This is a genomic window from Streptomyces anatolicus (assembly GCF_019400875.1).
Taxonomy (GTDB): Bacteria; Actinomycetota; Actinomycetes; order Streptomycetales; family Streptomycetaceae; genus Streptomyces; species Streptomyces anatolicus.
Map to the genome: position 1 here is coordinate 1 of NZ_WMBF01000637.1, position 3172 is coordinate 3172.

The 3172-nt window shown below is 72.0% G+C and carries 3 protein-coding genes; all 3 read left to right on the forward strand.

What is annotated here, in order from left to right; translation table 11 throughout:
- The first annotated feature begins 71 nt into the window (after window positions 1-71).
- The 3 genes from GKQ77_RS30705 to GKQ77_RS30715 are packed head-to-tail and all read left to right on the forward strand — an operon-like array spanning window position 72 to window position 3076.
- Complete coding sequence (locus GKQ77_RS30705; protein ID WP_219692392.1) at window positions 72-731, forward strand: vWA domain-containing protein; 660 nt, start codon at window positions 72-74, stop codon at window positions 729-731.
- Window positions 728-1684, forward strand: coding sequence for a protein phosphatase 2C domain-containing protein (locus GKQ77_RS30710; protein ID WP_219692390.1), 957 nt, complete (start codon window positions 728-730; stop codon window positions 1682-1684). Before GKQ77_RS30705 ends, GKQ77_RS30710 begins: the two co-directional genes overlap by 4 nt.
- 45 nt (window positions 1685-1729) lie before the next feature.
- Window positions 1730-3076, forward strand: a complete 1347-nt coding sequence (locus GKQ77_RS30715) for a protein kinase domain-containing protein (RefSeq protein ID WP_372460030.1) — start codon at window positions 1730-1732, stop codon at window positions 3074-3076.
- Window positions 3077-3172 lie beyond the last annotated feature (96 nt).

Below are 3172 nucleotides of genomic sequence, written 5' to 3' on the forward strand. Positions count from 1 at the left end.
CTCCACAGGAAAGGACCAGCGTGAGCGACACCAGCGAGACCGTCGTCGTCGACAACTTCCCCGGCGGCAGCATGGCAAGCCGCCCCGTGCACTTCATCTGGATGCTCGACTGCTCGGGCTCCATGGGCGTGAACGGCAAGATCGGCGAGCTGAACTTCGCCATCCGCGAGGCCATCCCCGAGATGCAGCAGGCCGCCCAGTCCAACCCCGCCGCCTCCCTGCTCGTGCGGGCCATCACCTTCGCCAGCGGGGCCAGCTGGCACGTCAGCGACCCCACACCGGTCGACCAGTTCTCCTGGGAGGACGTGCACATCTACGGCGGTACGGACATGGGCGCCGCGTTCAAGCTGGCGGCCGGCGCGCTCCAGACCCCGCCGATGCCGCAGCGCGCCCTGCCGCCGGTGCTCGCGCTCGCCTCCGACGGGCAGCCCACCGACGACTGGCGCGCCGGGCTGCGCGCCATCGACGCCACCCCGTGGGGCAAGCGGGCCGTGCGCGTCGCCGTCGCCATCGGTGACGACGCAGACAAGAGCATGCTCAAGGAGTTCCTCGGCAACCCCGAACTGGAGCCGCTCCAGGCGAAGAACCCCCGCCAGCTCGCCGCGGCCATCCGCTGGATGTCCACCGCGGTCGTCAAGGACGCCTCCACGCCGAAGGTCGACGACGGCTCGAAGCCCGTGACGCCGATCGACGTCCCGTCGATGACCAAGGGCGAAGACGACATCTGGTGACCGGACCGCGGACGGCGACCGGACCGGATCCGGCACCCAGCCCCACAGAAGGCCCCACGGAGGGCCCCGCGGAGGGCCCCACCGGGCACCCGATAGCGACCGCACCCTGGGCGCTGCTCAGCGGTGCGGTCAAGGGCGTGGCCAAGAAGTACAGCCAGGACCGCGGCGTCGCCCTGCCCGTCGCCGGGGGCCGCGCGGTCGTCCTCGCGGTCGCCGACGGGCACGGCAGCGCCGCCCACTTCCGCAGCGACCTCGGGGCGCGCTGGGCGGTCGCGGAGTTCACGGCGTGCGCGAGGACTTTCGCGTACGAAGTGGTGCGCGTCGGGGATGACGCCTCGGGCTGGACCGGGCTGCGCGAGGAGGCGCGCCGCCTGCCGCAGCAGGTCGGCCACCGCTGGCACGAATGGGCCGTGCTGCACGACCGCAACTCGCCCGCGCACGGCGCCCGTACGCGCCGGATGGGACGCGCGGAGACGGAGCGCGACCGCAAGGAGCCGCCGGACCTCGCCGCCTACGGCAGCACGCTCCTGGGCGCGGTGCTGACCGAACGTATGGTGTTCTGCTGGCAGTTGGGCGACGGCGACATCGTGTTCGTCGACGACGAGGGCATACCCCACACCCCGCTCTCCACCGGACCCGACATGGGCGACGAGACCGACTCGCTCTGCGCGCCCGAACCCTGGCGCAAGACGCGCTCGCACTGGCAGCCGTTCACGGGCGGCGCCCCGCCGTGCGTGCTGCTCTCCACCGACGGGCTCTCCAAGAGCTTCGCCGACCACCAGGGGTTCCTGGACTTCGCCACGGGCGTCAGCGGGCGCGCCGCCGAGCAGGGCGTGGCGGCGGTCCAGAGCCAGCTGCCGGACTGGCTGGCACGGGCCGCCCAGTTCTCCGGCGACGACACGACCCTCGTGGGCGCCATCGCGGTGCCCGCACAGCGCAGCGACGAATCGTAAGGGCAGAAAGATCGTAAGGACAGAGAGGCAGAGAGGAACAGAATGGTGAACGGCATGCTCGCCGCCGGAAAGACCCTGGTGGCCGAGTCGGGGGAGAAGCTGAAGGTCGCCGAGCTGTTCGGCTCCGGCGGCCAGGGCGAGGTCTACCGCGTCATGACGCCCACCGGCGACCGTGCGGTGAAGTGGTACTACCCCCAACTGGCGGACGCCCGCCAGCGGGACATCCTCGAAGGGCTCATCGCCAAGGGCTGGGACGACGACCGCTTCCTGTGGCCGCGCTCCATCGTGATGGACCCCGAGGGCAAGCAGCCCGGCTTCGGCTATCTGATGGACGTACGGCCCGCCCGCTTCTGCGATCTGCCCGCCCTCTTCCGCCGCGACCCCTCGGTCGCCGCCGCGACGATGCGCACGCTGGTGACCGTGGCGCTGCACACCGTCGAGGCCTACCGCGCGCTGCACTCCCGGGGCATCGCCTACCGCGACATCAACTGGGGCAACATCTTCTTCGACCCGCGCACCGGTGACGTCCTGGTCTGCGACAACGACAACGCCGTCGTGGAGGGCGCCGAGGCGGGCGTCGCGGGCACCATGGACTTCATGGCGCCCGAGCTGGTCCGCGGCGACAAGGGCACCCAGCCCGGCACCCAGAGCGACCTGCACTCGCTCGCCGTGCTCCTCTTCTACCTCCTGATGAACGATCACCCGCTCAACGGCGCCCTGGAGTTGAACATCCGCTGCCTCGACATGGCGGCCAAGCGCAAGCTCTACGGCACGGACCCCGTCTTCGTGTACGACCCCAAGGACACCCGCAACCGCCCGGTGCCCAGCGAGCAGCCGACCGTCGTGGCCAGCTGGAACGCGCTGCCGCAGATCCTGCGCGACCTGTTCGTGCGCACCTTCACGGACGGCCTGCACAACCCCTCCCGGCGGGTGCGCGAGTCGCAGTGGCGCGAGGCGCTCAGCCAGGTCCTCGACGCCATCACGCAGTGCGGCGCGTGCGGCAAGCAGAACCTCACCCAGCCGGACGGCGCCCCGCCCGACTGCTGGAAGTGCCGCACGACCCTCACCCTGCCGCCGCGCCTCGAACTGGTCACCGGCACCGGCGCCCTGCGCACCCGCCGCGGCATCCGGCTCGCGCCCAGCGCCCGCGTCTACGCCCACCATCTGCGCGAGGACCCCGACCGCCACGACTTCACCGCGGTGGTCGGCGAGGTCACCGAACACCCCCAGCAGCGCGGGCGGTTCGGCCTCACCAACCGTACGAAGTCGGTGTGGACGGCACGCAAGGACGACGGCACGGTCAGGGACGTGGACCCGGGCAAGACCATCGCCCTGCGCACGGGGCTGCTCATCGAGTTCGGCGGCGGCACGGAGGCCGTGGTCAAGGAGTGACGTAAGGCCGCCTCACGGCCGCGGACGCCGCCAGCGCCGCCACCATCCCCGCCACCAGGGCGGCGCCGGCGGCAGCGGGGGCGGGGGAGGCGGCGG

Excerpts from the sequence above, each read along its gene's own strand:
- GKQ77_RS30705 (WP_219692392.1), top strand. The coding sequence starts at position 72 with ATGGCAAGCCGCCCCGTGCACTTCATCTGGATGCTCGACTGCTCGGGC.